The 21,215-nt window shown below is 61.7% G+C and carries 17 protein-coding genes and 1 tRNA gene; 6 read left to right on the plus strand and 12 right to left on the minus strand.

Translation table 11 applies throughout. From position 1 onward, the window contains the following. Nucleotides 1-12 precede the first annotated feature (12 nt). Nucleotides 13-324 carry a DUF1272 domain-containing protein gene (locus V1286_RS36205; RefSeq protein ID WP_334488350.1) on the minus strand — a complete coding sequence of 104 codons (312 nt, stop codon included), beginning with the start codon at nucleotides 322-324 and terminating at the stop codon, nucleotides 13-15. Nucleotides 325-408: 84 nt separating this feature from the next. Next, a complete protein-coding gene (locus V1286_RS36210; protein WP_108522296.1) occupies nucleotides 409-876 on the minus strand; it encodes an Lrp/AsnC family transcriptional regulator in 468 nt (155 codons plus the stop codon). A gap of 122 nt (nucleotides 877-998) precedes the next feature. Between V1286_RS36210 and hppD the strand changes: the two genes are divergently transcribed. After that, nucleotides 999-2,117, plus strand: coding sequence for a 4-hydroxyphenylpyruvate dioxygenase (hppD, locus tag V1286_RS36215; RefSeq protein WP_334488357.1), 1,119 nt, complete (start codon nucleotides 999-1,001; stop codon nucleotides 2,115-2,117). Nucleotides 2,118-2,248: 131 nt separating this feature from the next. Here the strand turns inward: hppD and V1286_RS36220 are convergent, their stop codons facing one another. The 4 genes from V1286_RS36220 to V1286_RS36235 all read right to left on the minus strand — a co-directional run bounded on the left by V1286_RS36220 (nucleotide 2,249) and on the right by V1286_RS36235 (nucleotide 7,248). Beyond that, entirely contained in the window at nucleotides 2,249-3,361 is a 1,113-nt protein-coding gene (locus V1286_RS36220; protein WP_334488360.1) for a CaiB/BaiF CoA transferase family protein, read from the minus strand. Nucleotides 3,362-3,522: 161 nt separating this feature from the next. After that, nucleotides 3,523-4,323, minus strand: a complete 801-nt coding sequence (locus tag V1286_RS36225) for an FAD binding domain-containing protein (RefSeq protein WP_334488363.1) — start codon at nucleotides 4,321-4,323, stop codon at nucleotides 3,523-3,525. A 15-nt stretch (nucleotides 4,324-4,338) separates the two neighbouring features. After that, nucleotides 4,339-6,678: a xanthine dehydrogenase family protein molybdopterin-binding subunit gene (locus V1286_RS36230; protein ID WP_334488366.1), complete on the minus strand. Its 2,340-nt coding sequence runs from the start codon at nucleotides 6,676-6,678 to the stop codon at nucleotides 4,339-4,341. A gap of 84 nt (nucleotides 6,679-6,762) precedes the next feature. Beyond that, on the minus strand, nucleotides 6,763-7,248 hold the full coding sequence (locus tag V1286_RS36235; protein WP_334488368.1) for a (2Fe-2S)-binding protein: 486 nt from the start codon (nucleotides 7,246-7,248) through the stop codon (nucleotides 6,763-6,765). 510 nt (nucleotides 7,249-7,758) lie between these two features. Between V1286_RS36235 and V1286_RS36240 the strand changes: the two genes are divergently transcribed. Then, nucleotides 7,759-9,729 (plus strand): methyl-accepting chemotaxis protein, encoded by a 1,971-nt coding sequence (locus V1286_RS36240; RefSeq protein WP_334490160.1) that lies wholly within the window; start codon nucleotides 7,759-7,761, stop codon nucleotides 9,727-9,729. A 243-nt stretch (nucleotides 9,730-9,972) separates the two neighbouring features. Here the strand turns inward: V1286_RS36240 and V1286_RS36245 are convergent, their stop codons facing one another. Next, nucleotides 9,973-10,326 carry a DUF3175 domain-containing protein gene (locus V1286_RS36245; protein ID WP_334488370.1) on the minus strand — a complete coding sequence of 118 codons (354 nt, stop codon included), beginning with the start codon at nucleotides 10,324-10,326 and terminating at the stop codon, nucleotides 9,973-9,975. Between the two features lie 272 nt (nucleotides 10,327-10,598). Between V1286_RS36245 and V1286_RS36250 the strand changes: the two genes are divergently transcribed. The 3 genes from V1286_RS36250 to V1286_RS36260 all read left to right on the plus strand — a co-directional run bounded on the left by V1286_RS36250 (nucleotide 10,599) and on the right by V1286_RS36260 (nucleotide 14,602). Next, nucleotides 10,599-12,101, plus strand: a complete 1,503-nt coding sequence (locus V1286_RS36250; protein WP_417021221.1) for an MFS transporter — start codon at nucleotides 10,599-10,601, stop codon at nucleotides 12,099-12,101. 6 nt (nucleotides 12,102-12,107) lie between these two features. Then, nucleotides 12,108-12,944 carry a trehalose-phosphatase gene (otsB, locus tag V1286_RS36255; protein WP_334488374.1) on the plus strand — a complete coding sequence of 279 codons (837 nt, stop codon included), beginning with the start codon at nucleotides 12,108-12,110 and terminating at the stop codon, nucleotides 12,942-12,944. A gap of 197 nt (nucleotides 12,945-13,141) precedes the next feature. Further along, the gene (locus V1286_RS36260; RefSeq protein ID WP_334488377.1) at nucleotides 13,142-14,602 is read left to right on the plus strand and encodes a trehalose-6-phosphate synthase; all 1,461 of its coding nucleotides are present in this window, start codon (nucleotides 13,142-13,144) and stop codon (nucleotides 14,600-14,602) included. A 164-nt stretch (nucleotides 14,603-14,766) separates the two neighbouring features. On the opposite strand, the gene V1286_RS36265 is transcribed toward V1286_RS36260, so the two are convergent. Then, complete coding sequence (locus V1286_RS36265; RefSeq protein WP_334488380.1) at nucleotides 14,767-15,111, minus strand: hypothetical protein; 345 nt, start codon at nucleotides 15,109-15,111, stop codon at nucleotides 14,767-14,769. Nucleotides 15,112-15,311: 200 nt separating this feature from the next. Here V1286_RS36265 and V1286_RS36270 point away from each other — a divergent pair. Next, nucleotides 15,312-15,401, plus strand: a tRNA-Ser gene (locus V1286_RS36270). Nucleotides 15,402-15,502: 101 nt separating this feature from the next. Here the strand turns inward: V1286_RS36270 and V1286_RS36275 are convergent. The 4 genes from V1286_RS36275 to V1286_RS36290 all read right to left on the minus strand — a co-directional run bounded on the left by V1286_RS36275 (nucleotide 15,503) and on the right by V1286_RS36290 (nucleotide 20,882). Continuing rightward, nucleotides 15,503-16,954 (minus strand): argonaute/piwi family protein, encoded by a 1,452-nt coding sequence (locus tag V1286_RS36275; protein WP_334488383.1) that lies wholly within the window; start codon nucleotides 16,952-16,954, stop codon nucleotides 15,503-15,505. Then, on the minus strand, nucleotides 16,954-18,819 hold the full coding sequence (locus V1286_RS36280) for an SIR2 family protein (RefSeq protein WP_334488385.1): 1,866 nt from the start codon (nucleotides 18,817-18,819) through the stop codon (nucleotides 16,954-16,956). Before V1286_RS36280 ends, V1286_RS36275 begins: the two co-directional genes overlap by 1 nt. Before the next feature lie 242 nt (nucleotides 18,820-19,061). Next, nucleotides 19,062-20,174 carry a murein L,D-transpeptidase family protein gene (locus V1286_RS36285; RefSeq protein WP_334488388.1) on the minus strand — a complete coding sequence of 371 codons (1,113 nt, stop codon included), beginning with the start codon at nucleotides 20,172-20,174 and terminating at the stop codon, nucleotides 19,062-19,064. Nucleotides 20,175-20,204: 30 nt separating this feature from the next. Then, a complete protein-coding gene (locus V1286_RS36290; protein WP_334488391.1) occupies nucleotides 20,205-20,882 on the minus strand; it encodes a nitroreductase in 678 nt (225 codons plus the stop codon). Nucleotides 20,883-21,215: the final 333 nt, after the last annotated feature.

Genomic DNA, 21,215 nt, shown 5'->3' on the forward strand with positions numbered 1-21,215 from the left:
ATGCGTGGAGGGTCAACGATCCTGCGGCGGAACATCCCGCAGCCGCGCCGAGTGAGCGGCGACGTCCTCGACGCTGTACTTCAGATGCACCCGCTTGTCCGATGGCAACTGCTTGGTGACGCACACCCCCGGCCGCCGCTCGGTGGCGGGCCGGATCGGCCGCGGCACAAAACCGCCGCCGCAGTTCGGGCAGACATTATGCAGCTTGTTGTCCACGCAATCCGCACAGAACGTGCACTCGTAGGAACAGATCCGCGCGTCCACAGCGTTCGGCGGCAGGTCCTTGTCGCAATATTCGCAGTTCGGGCGGAGTTGCAGCGCCATCGTCGCCTCGCGGTGTGATTCCGGGCGATCATCGCAAATCGGCCGGAAAACGCGAATGACAAATTTCCCTCGAATTGGGCCACGTCAGGACTTCAGCGGCAACCTCGCGCTCTCCTTCAGCCGGTCCAGCACGATCGAGGAGCGCACATGGGCCACGCTCTGGTGCGGCATCAACACGTCGTTGACGAGGCCGGAGAGGTCCTTCAGGTCGCGCAGCACGACCTTCAGCACGTAATCGGCGTCGCCGGTCAGCGAGTAGGCCTCCTGGATGTCGTCGACGCGGTTGACCAGCGCGCGGAATTTCTTGGCGTTGTCGGGCGAATGCGTCGCCAGCGTAATGTGGACGAAGGCGATCAGGTTGAAGCCGAGCGCTTCGCCGGCGAGATCGGCGTGGTAGCCCGCGATCACCTTCTCTTCCTCCAGCCGCATCCGCCGCCGCGAGCACTGCGAGGCCGACAGGCCGACGAGGTCGGCGAGCTGCTGGTTGGTCAGCCGGCCATCGTCCTGCAGCGCGGCGAGCATTTTGAGGTCGAAGGCGTCTACGGAGATCATGCGGAAATTGCCGTTTCTATGCACGATATGTGCGTGATTATAGCTAAATACATCGCCATTTGCACGCACTTTGCGCCCGTTTCGATCGATATTGATCCAGATCAATTTTCGGGAGATTCTCCATGGGTCCGTTTCCGCATGACGCGCCGGCTGCCACCATCAGCGCCGACAATCCGATGGGCACCGATGGGTTTGAGTTCGTCGAATACGCCCACCCGAAGCCTGAGGAGCTGCACGCGCTGTTCGCGCTGATGGGTTATGCGCCGGTCGCCCGTCACAAGGCCAGGAAGATCACGGTGTATCGCCAGGGCGACATCAATTACCTCGTCAACGAGGAGCCCGGCACCCACGGCCATGGCTTCGTCGCCGCGCATGGGCCCTGCGCGCCGTCGATGGCGTTTCGCGTGGTCGATGCGAAGCTGGCCTATGAGCGCGCACTGTCGCTCGGTGCGGAGGCCGCTGATATTTCTTCCGCGCAGAAGACGCTCGACGTGCCCGCCATCAAGGGTATCGGCGGCAGCGTGCTTTATTTCGTCGATCGCTACGGCGCCAAGGGCTCAGCCTACGACATCGAGTTCGAATGGCTTGGCGCGAAGGACCCGCGTCCCGCGGGCGCCGGGCTCTATTACATTGATCACCTCACCCACAACGTCCATCGCGGCCGCATGGATGTGTGGACCGGCTTCTATGAGAAGCTGTTCAACTTCCGCCAGATCCGCTTCTTCGACATCGAGGGCCGTGCGTCCGGTCTGTTCTCCCGCGCTCTGACCAGCCCGGACGGCAAGATCCGGATTCCGATCAACGAGGACGCCGGCGATTCCGGGCAGATCGAGGAGTATCTCAACATCTATCGCGGCGAGGGCATTCAGCACATCGCCTGCGGCGCGCGGGATATCTACGCTACCGTCGAGACGCTGCGCGACGCCGGCTTGCCGTTCATGCCGTCGCCGCCCGATACCTACTTTGAGAAGATCGACGCGCGGCTGCCGCGGCATGGCGAGGACGTCGCCCGTCTCCAGCGCGACGGCATTCTCATTGACGGCGAGGGCGTCGTCGATGGCGACCAGACAAAAGTGCTGCTGCAGATCTTTTCGGCGAACGCGATCGGGCCGATCTTCTTCGAGTTCATCCAGCGCAAGGGCGACGACGGGTTCGGCGAGGGCAATTTCAAGGCGCTGTTCGAATCGATCGAGGAAGATCAGATTCGAAGAGGTGTGCTGAAGGTAGATGACGCGGCGTAAGCTGTTGTCGTCCGGGCCTTGAGCCGGGACCCATACCGCGTGATTTCACGATTTTGCGTGGGAGTCAGTTGCAACTCACAATTAAACCCTGTGGTTATGGGTCCCTGCGTTCGCAGGGACGACGGCGAGTATTACCTTCCCGCCTTCCACGCGCTCGTCAGTTCGCCGATATCCGCCGACACCGGCTCGCGGATAGCCGACGGCGTCCGTGAGAAGCGTGGCGCGGGCGCGGGTTGGGTCACGCCATGGCGCTCGACGAACACCTTGCGCGCCGCCATGTGCGGGTGCTTCGGCGCTTCCGCCATGGTCAGGATCGGTGCGAAGCAGATGTCGGTGCCTTCCATGATCTTGCACCAGTCCTCGCGGGTCTTGCTCTTGAACACCTTTGTCAGCTTGTCCTTCAGCGCCGGCCAGGCCTTGCGGTCCATCTGCGCGTCGAAATCGGCGTCGGTCAGGCCGGCATGTTTGCGAAGCAGCGCGTAGAATTGTGGTTCGATCGAGCCGATCGAGATGAAGTTGCCGCAGGAGCATTCATAGACGCCATAGAAATGCGCACCGCCATCGAGAAAGTTCTGGTCGCGGCCCTCGGTCCAGCGCCCCATCGCGCTCATGTCGAAGAACATCGACATCAGCGATGCCGCGCCGTCGCACATCGCGGTGTCCACTACCTGGCCCTTGCCCGACTTCGAGGCTTCAAGCATGGCGGCAAGCACGCCGACCACGAGGTAGAGCGCTCCACCGCCGAAATCGCCGACGAGGTTGAGCGGCGGCACCGGCTTTTCCTTCGTCCCGATCGCAGCAAGCGCGCCGGTGATCGAGATGTAGTTGATGTCGTGACCGGCGGCGTTAGCAAGCGGGCCTTCCTGACCCCAACCGGTCATGCGGCCATAGACCAGCTTTGGATTGCGCGCGAGCACGACGTCCGGGCCGAGGCCGAGACGTTCCATCACGCCGGGGCGGAAACCTTCGATCAGTGCGTCCGCACCGGCAAGCAGGTCGAGGACCTGCGCGATGGCAGCTTTATCCTTCAGATCAAGCTCGATGACCTTGCGGCCGCGTACCGCGACGGCCTTCAGGTTCTTGCCGGCGCCGACGCGGTCAAGCGTAACGACCTCTGCGCCCATATCCGCCAGGAGCATGCAGGCGAACGGGCCCGGGCCGATGCCGGCGAATTCGACGATGCGGAAACCGGCGAGCGGGCCGGAGGTGCGGGTAGCGGATTGGGCGGCTGGTTTGTCGAGCACTTGTTTTCTCTCCCAACAGAAGCGTCTTAATTAGTTGATTAGCTAAATTGTCCTGCCGAAGCGAGAGCGTGGCAAGCATCTTTTGCCGAGAATCGTATCAAAATGCGAAAGCGGCGCGCATTGCTGCGCGCCGCTCGCATGAAAGTTGTGTTCAGGCGCTGCTAGCCCGCGGCGGTCACCGCGCGCTGCGCCATGACCTTGATCAGGTTGGCGCGATAGTCCGATGTTCCGTGAATATCGCTCATCAAGCCATCGGCGGAAATCTTGACGCCGTCGATCGCGCCTGCCGACCAGTTCGCCTTCAGCGCCGCCTCGATCGCGGACACCCGCATTACGCCGTTTTGCGATGCGCCCGTGGCTGCGACGCGGACGTCACCTCCCGGGGTTTTGGCGACGAACACGCCGGTCAGGGCGAAGCGCGACGCCGGGTGGTTGAACTTGGCGTAGCCCGCTTTGGCCTGAACCGGGAACGACACGGCGGTGATGATTTCGCCGTCGTCGAGCGCCGTGGTGAACAGGCCCTTGAAGAAATCATCCGCCGATATCGAACGCTTGTTGGTCTTCACGGTGGCGCCGAGCGCCAGCACCGCCGCCGGATAGTCGGCCGCGGGATCGTTGTTGGCGAGCGAGCCGCCGATGGTGCCGCGATGTCGCACGGCCGGGTCGCCGATCAGCGAGGCGAGGTAGGCCAGCGCCGGGATTGCCTTTTTCACGGTATCGCTGGAGGTGACGTCGTAATGGGTCGTCGCCGCCTTGATTACTATTCCGTCACCGCTTGGCTCGATGCCAATCAGCTCCTTGATCTTGCCGAGATCGATGACGTCGGATGGCGAGGCCAGCCGCTGCTTCATCACGGGGATCAGCGTGTGGCCGCCGGCCAGGTATTTCGAGTCCGAACCCTTGGCGAACGCGGCCGCTGCTTCGTCAACCGAAGAGGGGCGATGATAGGTTGTCTGGTACATGATGTGTCCTCCCTCTCAGCCGTGAATCGCATGCCAGACGCGATCCGGCGTCGCGGGCATTTCGAGATTGTTGTTGCCGATCGCATCGGTGATGGCGTTGATCACGGCAGCCGAAGCGCCGATCGCGCCGGCTTCGCCGCAGCCCTTGACGCCGAGCGGATTGCCCGGACACAGCGTGGTCGTGTGCGACAGCTTGAACGACGGCAGGTCGTCGGCGCGCGGCATGGTGTAATCCATGAACGACGCGGTCACGAGCTGGCCGGAAGCGTCATACACCACGCCCTCCAGCAACGCCTGGCCGATACCCTGGGCAAGGCCGCCATGGACCTGGCCTTCGACGATCATCGGGTTGATCAGGCGCCCGAAATCGTCCGCCGCCACGAAGTTGACGAAGGAAGTTTTGCCGGTGGCGGCATCGACTTCCATTTCGCAGATATAGGCGCCGGCCGGGAAGGTGAAGTTGGTCGGGTCGTAGAACGCGCCTTCCTTCAGGCCCGGCTCCATGCCGTCAGGCAAATTGTGCGCGGTGTAGGCGGCGAGCGCGACCATCGGCAGCGCAATCGACTTGTCGGTGCCGGTGACCTTGAACTCGCCGTTCTCGATGACGATGTCGTTCTCGGACGCCTCGAGCTGATGGGCTGCGATCTTCTTGGCCTTGGCTTCGACCTTTTCCATCGCCTTCAGGATCGCGGTGAGACCGACAGCCGCCGAGCGCGAGCCATAGGTGCCCATGCCGAACTGTACTTTATCAGTGTCGCCATGCACGATCTGGACCTGGCTGATGGGAATGCCGAGGCGCTCTGCCACCAGCTGGCAGAAGCTCGTCTCATGACCCTGGCCGTGGCTGTGCGATCCCGTCAGGACTTCGATGGTGCCGACCGGATTGACGCGGACTTCGGCGGATTCCCACAGACCCACGCCGGCGCCGAGACTGCCGACGGCTTTTGACGGCGCAATGCCGCACGCTTCGATGTAGCAGGACACGCCGATGCCGCGCAGCTTGCCCTCGGACTTGGCTTTCGCCTTGCGCGCGGGGAAGCCCGCGTAGTCGATCGCCTTCATCGCCGCATCGAGCGAAGCATTAAAGTCGCCGATGTCATAGGCCATGATGACAGGCGTCTGATGCGGGAACTGCGTGATGAAGTTCTTGCGGCGCAACTCCGCCGGATCGATCTTCAACTGCCGCGCCGCCGTTTCCATCAGCCGTTCCACCACGAAGCTGGCTTCGGGGCGGCCTGCGCCGCGATAGGCGTCGACCGGCACGGTGTTGGTGTAGACGCTGATCACTTCGGCGAAGATGTTCGGGATATTGTACTGGCCCGACAGCAGCGTCGCATAGAGATAGGTCGGCACCGAGGAGGAGAACAGTGACATGTAGCCGCCGAGATTGGCGTAGGTTTTCACCCGCAAGCCGGTGACCTTGTTGTCCTTGTCTAACGCCATCTCCGCCTTGGTGAGGTGATCGCGGCCATGGGCGTCGGTCAAAAAGGCTTCGGTGCGATCGCCGGTCCACTTCACCGGACGGCCGACCTTCTTGGAGGCCCACAGTGCCACCATTTCCTCAGGGTAAATGAAGATTTTCGAGCCGAAGCCGCCGCCGACGTCGGGCGCCACCACCCGCAGCTTGTGCTCCTGCGCGATGTTGTAGAACGCCGACAGCACGAGGCGGGCGACATGCGGATTCTGCGAGGTCGTGTAGAGCGTGAAATGCTCTTCGGGCTCGTTATATTCGGCGATCGCCGCGCGCGGCTCCATCGCGTTCGGCACCAGCCGGTTGTTGGTGATGTCGAGCGACACGACATTGGCCGCCGACTTGAAGGCGGCATCGGTCGCGCCTTCGTCGCCGATGGTCCAGTCGTAGATCACGTTGCCCGGGGCCTCCGGGTGCAACTGCGGTGCGCCCGGCGCGATCGCGGCGCGAATGTCCGGAACGGCGGGCAGCTCTTCGTAATTGACGACCACGGCTTCCGCCGCGTCCTTGGCCTGGTTCTTGGTCTCGGCGACCACCACCGCGACCGCCTGGCCGACAAAGCGCACGGTTTCCGGCGCCATCGCCGGCCATGCGCCCATCTTCATGCCAGTGCCGTCCTTGGAGGTAATGGCCCAGCCGCAGATCAGATTGCCGATCTTGTCGTCCACGAGTTGCTGGCCGGTCAGGACACCGACCACGCCCGGCATATTCATCGCCGCCGAGGTGTCGATGCTCTTGATCCTGGCATGCGCATGTGGGCTGCGGACGAAGTGTGCGTGGGTCATCCCCACCAGCTTGATATCGTCGACGTAGCGGCCCTTGCCGGTAATGAAACGGCGGTCTTCCTTGCGCACCACGCTTGCGCCAATGCCTTCAACGCCCATGTCCTGTCCTCCCAACCGGAGTTATTGTTCCCGCCATTTCCTTCGAAACGCGGTGTTGAATTCGAAATTGCTGGCCGGCGGCTTCTATTCCGCCGCCTGCGCGACCTTCATGCGCCCGGCCGCATCGAGCACCGCCTTGACGATGTTGTGGTAGCCGGTGCAGCGGCAGATGTTGCCTTCCAGTTCGTGCCGGACGGTCGCCTCGTCGAGCTTGCCGCTGTGGCGGTGCACAATATCGATCGCCGACATGATCATGCCCGGCGTGCAGTAACCGCACTGCAGGCCGTGATTGTCGCGGAACGCCGCCTGCATCGGGTGCAGTTCGTCGCCTTTGGCGATGCCCTCGATGGTGGTGACGTTCGAACCCGCCGCCTGACCGGCTAGCACGGTGCAGGATTTTACCGCCCGGCCGTCGATGTGGACGACGCAGGCGCCGCACTGGCTGGTGTCGCAGCCGACATGGGTGCCGGTCAGGTTCAAATTGTCGCGCAGGAGATGGACGAGAAGGGTCCGGTCCTCGACCTCGGCCGAGACGGCTTTGCCGTTTACCGTCAGTTTGACTGTCGACACGCGTGGTACCTCCCGATGTTTTATAATTATTCCAATTAGAAACACGGGAGGGGGAACTTGCAACTAGGATTTTGGTCGCCCGTGTCATTGTGATTACATCAGCGGGAAGCGCGCGCCGCGACCAATTCGAACTTTCTTACTCTCCCCTGGAGGGGGAGGGTCGATTCGCATGGAGCGAAGCGAAATGCGAGACGGGGTGGGGTGACGGTCTCTCCACATCCAACAGTGCCCGAGTGTAGAGACCGTCACCCCACCCCGTCTCGCATCTTGCGATGCGTGACGACCCTCCCCCTCCAGGGGAGGGTAAGAGACGGCCGTCCCCGGGACCTTGCTAACTTTGCCCGGATTTACGCAGCCTTATCCATTCTGCCTTATCTTTGCGCACTGGATTGGGGGGCGGGAGCCTCCCGATGCCTGTTTTTCAGAACGAAAACGGGGTGTGACGTGCGATTTTTGAAACGTGGCGGCTCGTCCTTCAAGCTCCCAACCCTGCGGTTCCGCGCCAAGATCATGCTCGGCTTTGCCGTCGTGCTGGCAATTTCGGCCGCCAGCATGGGTTTTGCCTATCTCGGATTCGAACATGTTTCGGCCGGCGTGGATTCCTACCGGCGCAGCGTGCAGGAGGCGGATCTGTCGCGCGACATCGATCGCGAACTGATCTCCTATCGCTCGCTCGCCCGCTATTTCGTGGTCACCGGAAAGGAAGAGGACGGCAAGGCGGCGCTGGCGGCCGAAGCCAACCTGAAGGAAGCGATCATCGCCTCGATGAAGGGCACCATCAGCCCGGGCCGGCTCGAACAGGTCGCAAAACTGGAGCGCGAATTCCGCGCCTTCACCAAGATTTTCGCCGATATCCTCAAGGTCAAGGACGAGAGCGCCCGGATCGCGCAAAACCAGCTGACGCGCAGCGGCCAGTCGCTTTATTACAAGCTCGACGATCTCCCCAGCAATGCCGATGAATCCGAGCTTCAGGCGGTCACCTTCAGCGCGAAAAAAGTGGCCGATGAATTTCAGGCCGTGGTCGGATTAGCCAACACGTTCGTCATCAACTCGGACAAAACGGTCGCATCCAGCGCACTCGCGCGCCTGAAATTTCTCGGCAACTCGCTAAAGGCGATCCCGGCGAACAATGACAAGATTCGTGAGGGGGTTCAGGAGATCTCGGTTCTCCTGGAGGAATACCAGAAGTCGCTCGCCAAGCTGGTCGATAATGCCAAGGAGATCGACGAACTGACCCTGGAAATGACGGAGTCGGCCGCAGCCATCAACAAGGGCTCGGCGGCGATGAAGTCCGATCTGCTGGCCGACCAGAAGCGGCTCGAAGCCGAGTCGGACGCGACCATCGGCGAGACCGAGCGGCTGATCCTGATGCTGGCCGCCGGCGGTTTCGTGCTCGGCGGCTTGCTGGCGCTGCTGCTCGGCAAGGGCATATCCCGGCCGATGACGGCGATGTGCAGTGCGATGCGCGAACTCGCTGCCGGCAATTTCGAAGTTGTTCTGCCCGGCCTCGGCCGCAAGGACGAGCTCGGCGAGATGGCGAGTGCGGTCGAGGAGTTCAAGGTGCAGGCCATCGCCCGCGCCGAGCGCGACGCCGCCACCCAGGAAGCCCAGAACAAGGCGGCGAGCACCGCGCGCCGCGCCGAACTGATTCGCTTCGCCGACGAATTTGAGAGGGCGGTCGGCGCCATCGTCGCCAACGTATCGTCGTCGGCCGTGCAGCTTGAAGCCGCCGCAGGCACGTTGACGCGGACGGCTGAAACCACCCAGAGCCTGTCGAGCCAGGTTGCCGGCGCCTCGGAAGAAGCCTCCAGCAACATGCAGTCGGTGGCATCAGCAACCGAGGAATTGTCGGCTTCCGTCGACGAGATCGGGCGCCGCGTCAAGGAAAGCAGCCAGATCGCGGAAGCAGCCGTCCGTCAAGCCGAACAGACCGACGGCCGGATCGGCAAGCTGTCGCGCGCCGCGCAGGAGATCGGCGACGTCGTCAAGCTGATCACGGCGATCGCCGAGCAGACCAACCTGCTGGCGCTGAACGCCACCATCGAGGCCGCCCGCGCGGGCGATGCCGGCCGCGGCTTTGCCGTGGTGGCGTCCGAAGTCAAATCGCTCGCCAGCCAGACCGCGAAAGCGACCGACGAGATTTCCAATCACATCTCGGGTATGCAGGGCGCGACGCAGGAATCGGTCGCCGCCATCAAGGAGATCGGCGGCACCATCGGAAAAATCTCGGACATCGCCGCGACGATCGCGAGCGCCGTCGAGCAGCAAAGCTCGGCAACGCAGGAGATCGCGCGCAGCGTCCAGAACGTCGCGCAAGGCACGCAGGAGGCCGCCGCCAACGTCATGCACGTCAATCGCGGCGCGACCGAAACCGGCTCGGCTTCCGAGGAAGTGCTCAATTCGGCGCGCACGCTGTCGAGCGAAAGCACGCGTTTGCGCGAAGAGCTCGACCGCTTCATGGCGAATATCAGGGCGGCATGAGGGTATCCATCGCTGTCGCCCCTGCGAAAGCAGGGGCCCATACGCCGCGGCCGGTATGAAGGGCACGCCGTGCGACGGCTTCGCTCAGCAGCCCACAGCGCTAGCTGATTAACGCAGAGCGTCAGCCACCACGCTTCCTCGATGGATCACGCGGTATGGGCCCCTGCGTTCGCAGGGGCGACAGCGAGTAAGGGCGAGAACCTATCAACCCGTCCCCCTGCTTTCGCAGGGACGACATCGCGACTAGTCTCTCCCGAACTGATGCTTCAGCTCGACCTTCGCGCGTTCCAGTCGCGCGCGCTGCGTTTTCGGCAAGGTCTTGCCGGCGCGGTTGATATAGAAGGTCAGCATCGACAGCGCTGAGCGATAGGCGCCAGCCTTGCGGCGCGAACTGTGCTCTGCGGATCGCTTGAGCGACGCCGCGATCTTCTTCGCACTGGTCAGCTTGAAGACACCGCGTTTCAGATCGAGCGCGTCGCTTTCCCTTGTCACGCGCTGCGACCAGCGCTTCGGCGAGGATTTCTTCGCAGGTGTCCTGCGGCTGCTTTCTCGGACTGCGGTCTTCCGTGGGTGTGTGGTCTTGCGTCGTTCGGCCATGGTCAACTCCATTTCCGGTTTTGGCCGAAAACGGTCGCCCGATCGTTCGGTTCCCTTGTCGTTTTTCGCAATGACGTGGATAGGCCATAGCGCACGGAATACCGCGCATGCGCGCGTCATCGCGATAGCTATGCAATTTCGCCACCCCAATGCCCGCGGAACCCCCATCCTCCGAGGGCGTTATCTTCGTGTCGGGCATCATGTTTGCCGCAATTTGACGTGAAAACCCTGGGGCTGGGGCGTTCCGGGGTGTTTTTCATTGGTCCAATCGGATGGTTGCGAAAGCGATACGGGACGGTGCGGCAGTGGGTGAGAGTGCTTCCATTTCCGCAACGGCCAAGCAGGATAACGACGGCATTGTCGAGACCAGTATCCCTGCACGGCTCGATTGCCTGCGCTGGGGCGGCTTTCATACCCGCGTGGTGGCCGCGCTCGGCATCACCTGGATCCTCGACGGACTGGAAGTCACGCTTGCGGGCGCATTGTCGGGCGCGCTGAAGGAGAGCCCGACGCTGCAGTTTTCGAATTTCGATGTCGGCCTCGCCAACAGCGCCTATCTCGCGGGCGCAGTGCTGGGCGCGCTCGGCTTCGGCTGGCTGACCGACCGGATCGGGCGCAAGAAACTGTTCTTCATCACGCTCGCGCTCTATCTCGCCGCGACCGCAGCCACCGCGCTGTCGTGGAACGTGGCGAGTTACGCGCTGTTTCGCTTCCTGACTGGGGCGGGTATCGGCGGCGAATATACCGCGATCAATTCGACGATCCAGGAGCTGGTGCCGGCGCGCTATCGCGGCTGGACTGATCTCGTGATCAACGGCAGCTTCTGGATCGGGGCTGCGATCGGCGCAGTCGCCGCCATCGTGCTGCTCGACCCCAGCGTGCTGGCGCCGGATCTCGGCTGGCGGATGGCCTATTTCATCGGCGCCGCGCTCGGCCTGATCGTCTTCGTGATGCGGATGTGGATTCCGGAAAGCCCGCGCTGGCTGATGATCCATGGCCGCCCCGAGGAGGCGCACGCGATCGTCGACGATATCGAGAGGGCGTCTACGAGACATTCGGATCATCCGGCCGATGAGGTCTTCCCGAAGATCAGGCTGAGGATGCGCAGCCACACGCCGCTGGGAGAAGTGGCGCATACATTGTTCACGAGGTACCGGCAGCGTTCGCTGGTGGGCTTGGTGCTGATGGCGTCGCAGGCGTTCTTCTACAACGCCATCTTCTTTACCTTCGCGCTGGTGCTGACCGATTTCTTCGGCATCCCGGCCAACCATGTCGGGTGGTACATCCTGCCCTTCGCGGCAGGTAATTTCCTGGGACCGCTGCTGCTCGGCCGGCTGTTCGACACGCTGGGCCGTCGCATGATGATCACGGTAACCTATGGCGTCTCGGGCGTTTTGCTCGCGCTGTCGGGCTATCTGTTCTCGATCGGCGTTCTGACCGCGCAAACCCAGACCATCGCCTGGATGGTGATCTTCTTCTTTGCCTCGCCGGCGGCGAGTGCGGCCTATCTCACCGTCAGCGAGACGTTTCCGCTGGAGGTGCGCGCGCTGGCAATTGCGCTGTTCTACGCGATCGGCACGGGCATTGGCGGCGTGGCGGGACCGGCGCTGTTTGGCGCCCTGATCGATACCGGCTCGCGCAACAGTGTCTTCGCCGGCTACCTGTTCGGGGCTGCATTGATGATCGTAGCTGCTGCCGTCGCGTGGCGGTATGCCATTGCGGCCGAGCGCAAGTCGCTCGAATCTGTCGCACGGCCGCTCGCATTTGTGGAGTAGGATGAGATGAATGAGGATCTGTTGGAAATGCCATTGGAAGAAGATATCGTTCGTGAAGACGACGCCGCGCCGGAAACCGTTCCGGTCCCGCGCTCGCTGGTGCCGCACTTAAGCGAAACCGCGATCCTGCTCGACATCGACGGCACGCTGCTTGATCTGATGCCGACGCCGCGCGAAGTCTGGGTGCCGCCGGGCCTGGTGAAAACCTTGAATCGTCTGCTGGTGAGAACCAACGGCGCGCTGGCGCTGGTCAGCGGACGCTCGCTCAACGATATCGATTTGATTTTCGCACCCGATCTGTTCCCGGCTGTCGGCGGCCATGGCGCCGAGATGCGGATCGAGCCGGATAGCGAGGCGGTGGCCGCCCACGCGCCGCCGATGGACAAGGAATTGAAGCGCCGGCTGGCCGCGATCGCAAAGCTCAGCCCGGGAATATTGCTGGAAGACAAGGGCTATTCGCTGGCGCTGCATTATCGCCTCGCGCCGCACGCCGAGAAGGCGATCTATGCGGCGGTGTCACTGATCAGGGCCGATCTTCCCAACGCGCCGATCGAGGTGCTACCCGGCAAATGCGTCTGCGAGATCAAGCATTCCGGATTCACCAAGGCGAGCGGCGTGCACGAGTTGATGAAACGCGAACCTTTCAAGGGCCGCCGTCCGTTCTTCATCGGCGACGATGTCACCGACGAGACCGTGTTTGCGATCATGCCTGATCTCGATGGCCTCGCTTTTTCCGTCGGCCGCCGCGCCAAGGGCGTGGCCGGACACTTCGATGCACCAAGCGACGTGAGAGAATTTCTTGCGCACCTGCTTGATGACGAAAGGGACGCACCGCTGCCATAATGTTTTTCGTCTCGACGGCTTTCCACCACAGATTCTCGCGCTTGATGCCGAGGTTCACAGCAAAATTTATTTTTCGTGAGTTCCGGTGAGTTCCTCCGCGCCGCAGCCCGAATTTGGTTTCAATTCGTTGAAAGGGTGATCCGGAACCATATTGATGAACGGTTGTTAACCGCGGGCGTACCAACGGGAGGGGACCATTGAACCTCGTCGTCGTTTCTAACCGCGTTTCGCGCGGAAAACCCAACGAACCCATGACGGGGGGACTCGCCGCGGCGTTGTTGCCGATCGTCGAGAAATCGGGCGCTATCTGGGTCGGTTCCTCGGGGCGCGTCCGCGACGGGAACTTGAAGGAACCTTTTGCCGAAATTGAAGCACTGGGTACCGGTGCGCTGGCGATGCTGGATCTGCCGGCCGCGCATTACGGCGGCTATTACGAAGGCTTTGCGAATTCCGCATTGTGGCCGGCGCTGCATTCGCGCGCCGATCTGATCCGCGCCACGCAGGAGGACTACCTCAGCTATCGCGAAGTGAACGCCTTCATGGCGCGCGCGCTGCTGCGATTCCGAAAAACGGATTCGGCGTTCTGGATTCAGGACTACCACTTCCTCGCGCTCGGCGCCGAGTTGCGCGATCTCGGCGTCACACAGCCAATCGGCTTCTTCCTGCATACGCCGTGGCCGGCGCGTTCGGTGATCGGTGGCGTGCCGCATCATCGCGAACTGATCGAGGCGATGCTGGCCTATGATCTGATCGGTTTCCAGACCGAGGAAGATTGCGAGAACTTCCTGTCTTACGCGCAGTCCGATCTCGGGCTCGTCGTGCATGACGGCGTCGTCATTTCACGCTACGGCCGAACGCGCGCCGCGGTATTTCCGATCGGCATCGATCCGCAGCAATTCGCCCAGTTGGCGGCGAAGGCGTCCACCCATCCTGACGTTTCGCGGCTGCGGCGCAGCCTGAACGGCGAGAAGCTCGCGATCGGCGTCGATCGGCTGGATTATTCAAAGGGCCTGATCAACCGCATCAAGGCTTTCGACCGGATGTGGACGCTGCATCCGCAGCTTTCGCGCACGGCGTCGCTGCTGCAGATCGCGACGCCCTCGCGCGGCGCGATTGAGGCCTATGGCAACCTGCAGAGCGAGGTCGCAAAGCTCGTCAGCGACGTCAACGGTGTACATGGCGAAGTCGACTGGACGCCGATCCGCTATCTCAACAAGGGCTACGGCCAGGCCGTGCTTGCGGGCCTCTATCGCGCTGCGCAGGTCGGCGTGGTGACGCCGCTGCAGGACGGGATGAATCTCGTCGCCAAGGAATATGTCGCCGCGCAAAACCCGGTCGACCCCGGCGTGCTCGTGCTGTCGAAATTCGCCGGTGCCGCCAACGAACTCGATACCGCGTTGCTGGTCAACCCGCACGATATTGACGGCATGGCGCGCACCATCGCGGTTGCGCTGTCGATGCCGCTGACCGAACGTCGGATGCGCTGGGAAGCGATGATGGCGAAGCTCCGCGGCCATACGATCCAGCAATGGTTCGCCGACTTCACCGACGCGCTGCACGAATGCCAGCTCGACAGGGAAGCATTGGCGCCTGTGGTGAGCGAGCCCGCGCTATGGCCGCTTCGCTCCGCCACCAACGGCGGCGCGCGGTATCACTAGAGTCCTGGAGAGAGCTTGGAGCGCTCGTTATCCCTCATCCTGAGGAGCCGTCTAGCGGCGTCTCGAAGGATGAGGCCGGCGGGCCTCATGGTTCTCCGAGCGATGCGAAGCATCGTCAGGAGGCGCGCTCCTCACCATGAGGGTGCGCGATAGCCGCGCGCCCCTCAATAACAATACGACACGCCATCCAGCACCGGGCAGCGCGCCTTGTTCGGCGCGCTCGGATTTTCCATCGGCACGTAGCCGCCCTTGCCGTTGCCGGCGAACACGCCGGGGCCGATGACGACGGACGACTTGTTGCCGATGATGACACTCGGGTGCGGCGAGGCCAGCCTCGATTTCGAGCCGTCGGCCCACACGATGGAGTCGCCCGCAAAGATGCCGCGCCGGCCGTCGTCACAGGTCACGTCCACGCCCTGCTTGGTGCAGGCCTGCGCCAGCGCCGGGCCGGCAGCGGCTGCCGCGAAAGTTGCGGCCAGAGCCGGGAGCAAGAGCGTCCGTGCGATCATCGTTGCGTCCTCCACCAATTGCGTTGCCACTTATCGTCGTCGATCGTGGCCGGATTCCGGTTCAAGGCCCGGCAAACCGCCTGATATCCGATGCCGGACGTTCCAAATTGCCAAACAAATTCAACGAATTGGGGAAATTTTAGCCGCGGTGGCCGGCGTCCCTTGCAAAATCAGTGCTGCCCCTTCAAGAGAGGGCCTCCGGAGAGATGGCCGAGTGGCTTAAGGCGCACGCTTGGAAAGCGTGTGTGCGGGAAACCGTACCGTGGGTTCGAATCCCACTCTCTCCGCCAGCCCATGCAAATTTGGGCGCCGTACTTCCCGGTCGCCAAGGGTTCTATCGAGGTCAACTCAGGCCGTCCGCCGAGTTCTCCCTAACAAGACTCGATTGGTCTCACATGAAGAGGCGATACGGATAGACGTTTCGCGGCAGGTCCGGCACGTTCGCAATCGTCCTTGCCAGCTTTTGGGAGTAGCGGATGCTCACCGGTACGGGGTCGTAGAGTGCATCGTTGTTCCAATCCATCTTGGTCAGCGCCAGCGCCTCATGAGCGCTTAGCTCAAGAGGGCCGCTGCCGGCATGGCGGATGAGCTGCAGCGGGCGCGGAATGCTCTTCTTGCCCTGATAATAGTCCCCCTTGGTCGAAACCTCAGGAGCATTTCCCGCCACCCATATGAGCGCGGAGTTGCCGGATCTCACCACCATCGTTCCTCGGGGCACGGGATAGCCCGACGGCCGCGTAGGAGGGGTCCGCTGGCCAGATTTGATCAACCAAACTCCACGCCAGCAGGATGCCGAACTGATCTCGATGCACTCGATCTCCGGTACGCCGGATAATGCATCGAACGCCCCTTCGATTTCACCGTCCTTAAAGGCGGTAGTCTTGTGGATGACCATCCGCTTAGGAAGGTTGCCGCCATTGCGGCCTTGATAAAGCTCGAGACTGCGGGCGAGTACCGCTCGCATGTCGTCACGACTCAGAAACGGATTTCTGCGGGCCTCAGCAACATCGGCGACCGGGTCGCGCGCCTCGAACGCGACGAACTGCATGCCGCCGCCATCCATATCGAAGACTTGTGAGCAGCACGTCACATAGTGCGCGTCTCGCTGATCGCCGCGGAGCGCATAAGCGAGCCCGATATAGGCGGTATCTGTTGGTACACCTTTCAGCGGTGCCAGCTTCCAAGGTGTGCCGGCGGCCTTCACATACAAGGCAGTCGCCAAGCGCCACGCAAGGGATGCCTTATGGGCGAAGGTGAACGCTCGATCGTTGAGCACCTGGGTGGGGATATTGTATTTCGCGCCAAGGGCCTTGAGCGCATCATGCGCATCAAAGAATTTGCCGCGCGTGGCTGGATTCCAACTGTCGGGAAAATGGACGAGCACGACGTCAAATTCGCTTCGCACCGTATCGAGCCGTCGGAGCGCGGCTTCCATTGCAAGAAAAAGCCGTGCTTGCGGGTCGCCCTCGCCTGGAAGCAGGTGCAGGAGATCGGGCCATCTGATGTGCGCGTCGCGCGGCGCGGCCTCAAGTGCGACCTGGAAGAGCGTTTCGAAGCCTGGATACTCTGGTACGTATTCAGAACGATCGGAAGGGCGGTGGGTTTCTCGGAGCGACAGCATGAGCTCGCCGCGACGCTTGAAAGCACTCTCCGGACCCACCGTCGCGATTCGTACGCGCGACGTGTATCCTCCGAACGATCCTTTCGAATAAGGACCGAAATTTACTAGGCCCCTGAGCGGGTGGACATCAACCTGCGCGGAATCGGAGGGTGAGAATGCCAGAAGAGGTTCGTCCAGAAGCGTGAACGGCGGAAGCTTCGTCAAAACGGCTGGATTGCTCATCACTTCGTCCGATCGAAATAGACGTGATGATTGCCCGGTCGACTCCAGCCGGTGACCGGCGCGACTTCGAATACCGCGTCGACCCCTGTGCCGTCCTCGAGCCCGAAGGCACGCTTATTCTTGTCGCCGGCATTGGTAAGAAGCTGCGCCCATGCATCTATGATGCCTGCCCAGTTTCTGTTGTAGCGCTGCGCCCACCGTTCTCGGCGCCAGTCGCCCACAGGATCGCCCCCGCGATCCGTAGGAGCGCCCATTGGATCTGGGTCGACCGCGCTCGGATCGTCCGGATCGGCGCTTGGGCGAAGAGTTTGCTTCGGAACTTGCACGAAGGTGAAAGGCTCGAAACCGCACCACCAGCGCCCGCCGACTTGGTCTAACTTCAGGAAGACGCCTTCCTGGTAGGGAAATCCGAGCTTCGGTACGGTCCCGGTCAATGTACTTCCGTAGGCATCTCGCAGCCTCTTAAGCACCAGCTCGTTTTGGCGTGCGCGCTCTGGATCTTCCCCATCGCGAGGCGCGGCGACAACTATTGAATGACCAGAGCGCCTGTACCTGGGAATAAGCGGCCGGCGTCTCGCCATGCCTTTTACGAGCGCGTCGTAGAGGAGTCCGAGTGCCCAACTATCGGTGACAGGGTCCAGTGCGACCTCTCCCCCTAACTTCGCGCCGAGTGATGCCAGGGCGTCCAAGATATCTTGATCTCTACCGAAAACAGCTAACTCGCGGCCATTCGCCGCGATGGTCGCCTTGCAGTTTTTTTCCCTAAGCAACTCCCTGACGGCGACAGACGTCGTAGGTGTCGCGAGCGTCATTCGCCTGGCGCTGCGCGGCATCGCTTCGATGAGAAGGGCAGAATACCGCAAAACGGGGAAAGAACGCGCTTCCGCGGTCGGTAACTTCACGGGCACGAGCCGCGGCGTGGTGCGGCCGAGCATCACCCGATCGAGCAAGATCGTCGGAAGGTCGACCGTTTTGACTATGTCTGCGGTCAGTTCATCGAAGGTTGCGCACTCGACGATCGCAACGTCGACGCCTGCAAGCTGCGCCTTTTCTAAGAATTCAGCCGCTGCCGGCAACAGCCGCGAGGCCGAGGAGGCGACCCAATACAACCCGTTCGGAAACGGCGATTGACCGGCGAGTATGGAGTTCAACGCCTCCATGATCGAGGCATCGCGTCCGCTATACCCGACAAATACCACACCGAAGCGCTTTCCGGCTTCCACCAGCACGTGCCGCATTCGGATGTCCTGCTGCTCGAGCTCCGATCCCGTATTCTTGATGGCGACCGACTGGTAATCCCCATGCAGCTTTGCGACCAGCGGCCAGTCGGATTCGTTCAGGCAACGCATCGCGCGGTCGCAAGAGTCGATGGCAGCAACGGTCGGACGAACTTGGTCAGCGGCCGCCAAAATGGCATTTGCCGAAAGAGCGGATTCCTCAATCAGCGGGTCGAAATTTGTGGTGAAAACGCAATTGACCTTCCCGTTCGCGATGAGACTTCCGAGAACCTTGTGCCCGAAGCAGGGCGTGCCCTTAGAAATCGCGTCATCGATGTATTGCCGCCGATGCCGAGGCTGCGGGTAGACCGCTTCGAAGGCGACTGCATATTCGGTCGGGTCGCCATTTGGCGGCAGGATCGATGTTCGCTGGAAGAACATATCTATCCTTTCGATCCACACCGGATCGGCCGTGTCGATTTCTCGTTTCGAAAGGCCGTTATCGCGACAAAAGATCTGCGCCTTGAAATCGCGGATCATCGCGTAAGCGGTCGGAATTCCCGATGCGGCCGATGCACCGGCGCCGAGAAACCACGCCACCAGGTTTGGCCTGAGAGCGAAAGCTGTCGCGAACTGTGCGGCGGACATGGTCGGGATAGAGCTGATGATGTTATTCCTTCGACAAATATTGAGCAGGCAATATTTGGGGTTGGGTTAGTCCTGTAAAGTCGGTTATCTCGGCCGGCCCAGTCGGGGGTATTTCGGCTCATCCTGTTGTTTTGAAAGAAAAAATGGCGTTAGCAGCCCTCGACTTGGCGTTGCATGGCACAGTAGCGACTCTCCAACACGAGCAAAATAGCAGAAAAAGACCGTGAAGAACTTGCCTCGGTTTAGCACCGACTCGACGGAAAGCCGACACGGGCCGCATCACAAACAGCCAGTCCGGAAAACGAGACACCAAACCATTTGCTCGTCAACGAGCCATCACTGTCGATCCAGGGGATCGGCGGCAATTGCGGCAAGTAAGATGCATACGGCATCACTTTCGCAAGCGTCACTCTGCCCGGAAATTTTGCGAGGAAAGCCTTGTTCATTCCGCCGTCAAGCCCGCTGTAGATCGGCGCAGCCGGCAAATTGTCTTCAAGCAATTGCGCGTACAGGCGCTCGTCGGTGCGCTTTTTTTCCAGCGCCCGCCGCGCGATTTCCGGATTGACGACGAAGGGCGGACATTTTTCGATCGCGTTGAACACAAGCGGGTGCGGCGAATTTAGCGGAGGTTGCGCATCGAATACATAGCGGCGGTTGCACACATCCACCTTGGGTTCGCGCCCCGTCGCCTCGAAATGATCGTTGCCGACCTTGAGCATTTTCCAGAAGGTCATGTTCGGACTGTTTCGATGCTGCGCCAGGTTCGCCTGCGTCAGGCGGAATGGATAGGCCTGGACCTGGAACGACGGTCGGCCGCTGAGCGAGTCGCGCGCCAGCGAATAGATTTCGCTGATCTGTTCGTCGGTCATGGCATAGCAACCGCTCGACCAGCAGTCGCCGTGGATCATGAGGAAGCTGCCGTTGCGCTTGTTTGCCTTGTCGAAGCTGTTGGGGTAGCCGAGGTTGATCGAAAGATAGAAGTTGGAGTTGGGATTCATCAACTCGGGTGTAATTGTATAAAACCCTTCCGGAGCCTGTCGGTCGCCCTCGTACAACTTCGGCCCGAGATCGCCCGACCACCGGCAGATCGGATAGGTCTTGAGGATCTGGAAACGGCCGGCCGTGTCCTGTTTCCAGACTTCGAGCTCCGCCTCTTCCTTGAAAAGACGCACAACGATAGGTGAATATTTCGGCATCTTCTTCTGTTCGAGCAGCGCGAGCAGCTCGGCCGGTAATTCCTGTGTCGCCTTGGCCGGCAACGGCTTGCTGCTTTCGCCAAGGCACGTGACCGGCGTCAAGGCAGCAGCAAAAGCCGCTGCCAGCACAAGTGCACGTCGGACCATGGCGCGGATCACTGCTGTACCAGCCCTTCCGCCCGCGCGCCGCTACTTCTCAAACCCGACGAACACCGTAGCTTCCTCAACAGACTTCCGCTCCGACACCACCGCATTCGCCGGAAACGTCTCATCCGGCCAGCCCAGCGCGATGCTTTTCATGATGACCTGATCGTCGGCTATGCCTGCGTGCTCGCGCACCACGGGGGATTGCATGATGCCCTGGCTGTTGATCACGGCGCCCAGCCCGCGAGACCAGGCGGCATTGACCAGGGCGGTCGCCACGGCGCCGCAATCGAAGGGCGTATCGTCGCTGCCATCAAGCACGCGGTCATAGGTAATGATCACGCAGACGGGCGCGTCGAATTGGCGGAAGCCGCGCAGCACCCAGTCCTGGCGCTTGTCCTTGTTGTCGCGCTCGATCCCCATCGCGGAGAATAATTGCTTGGCGACACCGACCTGCCGGTCGCGGTGCTTGCCTGCAAAGGCCTGGCCCGCGCGGAACTCGCGCGACTGCGGGATGCCCGCCACCATCCGCTCGGTATTGCCGGCGCGAATTCGATCCAGCGGTTCGCCTGATATGACGTAGAAATTCCAGGGCTGGGTGTTCATCGACGACGGGGCGCGCATCGCCAAACCAATGATTTCCGCAATCAGCGCCTTGGGTACCGGATCGGGTTTGTAGCCGCGAATACTCCGGCGACCGAGGATAACGTCATCAAACTGCATCTGTGTGGGAGTCCCCTGATAAGTTCTGAAACAGCCGGGATTTTCGCGGTTTCTGCACTCTCGCGCAAGCGACGGCGGCGTGTCCTCAACGGTCCAGCCACGCGAAACATGATCGCATCGATATTGCGCGCACGCAGTCGTTTGGCGAATTCTGGGATGATGAAATTGTGCCGCTGATTTGCCCGACGTGTCAAGTTTTCGGTCCAAACTGTCGGTTGCGGCGGCCGCCGGCTACTTTGCATGGGGTTGTTTTCGATATTTTTGATGGGAGCCGACTCGGCGCGACGGCACCGTCCGGAAGGCGCGTAGGCTTTTCAGGCTGTTGCTCAAATC

This window comes from Bradyrhizobium algeriense, from assembly GCF_036924595.1.
Classification (GTDB): Bacteria; Pseudomonadota; Alphaproteobacteria; order Rhizobiales; family Xanthobacteraceae; genus Bradyrhizobium; species Bradyrhizobium algeriense.